The 2,780-nt window shown below is 45.3% G+C and carries 3 protein-coding genes; all 3 read right to left on the bottom strand.

Annotation, left to right across the window (positions count from 1 at the left end; translation table 11 throughout):
- On the bottom strand, positions 1 to 821 hold an 821-nt coding region (gene aroC, locus SMIDD26_RS02535), incomplete at its 3' end, for a chorismate synthase (protein ID WP_061438812.1).
- Positions 822 to 830: 9 nt separating this feature from the next.
- Positions 831 to 1,898, bottom strand: a complete 1,068-nt coding sequence (aroB, locus tag SMIDD26_RS02530; protein WP_061438811.1) for a 3-dehydroquinate synthase — start codon at positions 1,896 to 1,898, stop codon at positions 831 to 833.
- Between the two features lie 18 nt (positions 1,899 to 1,916).
- Entirely contained in the window at positions 1,917 to 2,771 is an 855-nt protein-coding gene (locus SMIDD26_RS02525; RefSeq protein ID WP_061438810.1) for a shikimate dehydrogenase, read from the bottom strand.
- Positions 2,772 to 2,780 lie beyond the last annotated feature (9 nt).

Here is a 2,780-nt window from a genome sequence, read left to right as displayed (position 1 = left end):
TCCATGACTTGGCTGCCTTTACGATAACCAGCTTCAAAGCCAAGACCAAATTCCACCCCTTTAAAGGCATTGATAGAGACGACAGCTTGGGCCAATCGCGCATCCAATTTTCTGTCCCATTGGACACAGGAACCAAGACCAACTGGAACACCTCCAACGACTGTCTCCACAACCCCACCGATGGTATCACCGTCACGCTTGATTTGGTCAATATAGTCCTTGATTTCCTGTTCTCGTTCTTGGTTGACAATAGAAACTTCAGACTTAGCAGCTCGTTGCTTTATTTCAGCTACTGTCAGATTTTCAGGAACATCAATTTCCTTGCCGCCAAAGACTACGACATGGTTGGCAATTTCCATATCTAGCTCAGCCAATAGACGTTTAGCTACTGCCCCGACTGCCACTCTCATGGTGGTTTCACGGGCAGATGACCGCTCCAAAGAATTTCGCAAATCGTCAAAACGGTACTTGATGCCCCCAACCAAATCGGCATGACCTGGGCGAGGATGGGTGATTTTTCGTTTGCTTTTAAGGCGGTCTTCAATGTCCTCGGCAGACATGATGTCCAGCCATTTCTGATGGTCCTTATTGACGACATCCATGGTAATGGGAGCCCCTGTCGTCTTCCCATGGCGAACACCCGAAGTAAAGATAACTTGGTCGCTCTCAATCTTCATACGACCGCCACGACCGTAGCCACCCTGACGACGTTTCAAATCCTCATTGATATCCTCAGCTGTCAAAGGAAGTCCAGCTGGAATTCCTTCAATGATAGCTGTCAGACGTGGACCGTGTGATTCTCCTGCAGTTAAATATCTCATACACTCTCCTTATTTTACCAAGTAGTCTTTCATCTCTTCCATAGAAACTGGGTGGATGGTTGCAGAACCGATCTCTGGTACCAAGACCAATTTCAAGGTGTTGCCACGCGCTTTCTTATCATGAGTCAAAGCCTGATAAAGCTTGTTAACATCCCAGCTCTCATAGTCAACAGGCAAGCCGAATTTCTGACACATCTCTGTGATAGATTGGGTAATGCCTTCTGGCATGAGACCTTTTTCCTCAGCAACCTTGGAAATCTGTACCATTCCCATGGCCACAGCTTCTCCATGCATGACCTTACCATAACCGGCCGTTGCTTCAATGGCATGACCAATAGTGTGCCCAAAATTGAGGTAAAGGCGTACACCATTGTCCAACTCATCCTCAACTACCATCTTGCGCTTGACCTGACAAGAATGTTCAATCAAGGTCTCTGCATGCTCCAAAATGCTCTCTACAGAACCATCTAGCTCCGTCAAGAGAGCCCACAGTTCTGGATCCTCAATCAAGCCATACTTGATGACCTCACCCATCCCTTCAATCAACTCTCTTTTTCCGAGGGTTTCAAGAACAAGTGGGTCAATCAGAACCCCATCTGGCTGGGCAAAGGTCCCCACCATATTTTTAGCAAATGGAGTGTTGACACCTGTCTTTCCACCAATAGACGAATCCACCTGGGCTGTCAAACTAGTCGGAATCTGAACAAAATGAATGCCCCGCATATAGGTAGAGGCTACAAAACCAGCTAGGTCCCCAACGACACCACCACCTAGAGCCACGATTCCATCGCTACGAGTCAGACCTTGCTTGACTAAAAATTCATAGACTTTCTGAACAGTAGTTAAATTCTTTCTTTCTTCCCCTTCCAAAAAGTCAAATACCGCTACCTGAAAACCAGCATCTTCTAGGCTGAGCTTGACCTTCTCTGCATAAAGAGAAGCTACATGGTTATCTGTCACGATAACCACTTTTTGTGGTTGCCATAGTTCTCGCAACCATTGACCAGCCTGAGCCAGACAACCTTTTTCAATCTGAATATCATAAGGATGATGAGGAATATCGATTCTGATTTTCATAGGAAAATCTCCCTTTCTTTATTGGTATTTTTCTTTTAAGGACTGCCAAATCTCTTCTGTCGGCATTTCCTTGCCTGTCCACAGTTGAAAAGCTTCTGCAGCTTGATAGAGCAACATTCCCAGACCATTGACCGCTGGATTTCCCTGACTTCTGGCCCATTTCAAAAATGGTGTTTCAAAGGGTTGGTAAATGATATCAGCTACTAAAAGAGTTTCTGGTAGGACAATGTTTTCAGGAACTGGAGATGATTGACTATCCATCCCTACACTTGTAGCATTGACAAGTAAATCCGACTCGGCAATCCTTGCTTGCAGTTCAGGAACATCTTCTAAAGCATACAGGTCCACTTTAAAGCCTGTCTGCTCTTGTAACTTGTCTAGGTAAGGTCTTGTTTTTTCCATGGAAACTGAACGAACAAAGACCGAAATCTGACTGACGCCATCCAAAATAGCCTGTGCCAAAATGGACTTGGCCGCACCACCTGCACCCAGCAAGATCATCTTCTTGCCTGTAATTGTAAAAGAAGGCAAGCTCTTAAAAAATCCCTTGCCATCTGTATTATATCCAATTAAATTGCCATTCTCATTGACAACCGTATTAACTGCACCGATTAAGCGCGCTTCATCGCTCAGCTCATCCAAATAAGGAATCACCTGCTCCTTATAAGGCATAGAAAGGTTGATACCAAACATCTGGTAGCGACGAATATTAGCCACTGTGACTTCCAAGTCAGCCGCTTCAATCTCCCAAGCCACATAAACACCATTGGTAGCTGTCGCCTCAAAGGCCCTATTATGGATGAAGGGGGAAATAGAATGCTTAATAGGATTGGCAACAACGGCAGCTAAACGTGTATAGCCATCAAGCTTCATCCAAAATCT

The organism is Streptococcus mitis (assembly GCF_001579035.1).
In the GTDB taxonomy this organism is placed as follows: domain Bacteria; phylum Bacillota; class Bacilli; order Lactobacillales; family Streptococcaceae; genus Streptococcus; species Streptococcus mitis_J.
The sequence above is the reverse complement of the archived record's forward strand: the minus strand, read 5'-3'. Positions and strand labels throughout refer to the sequence as shown.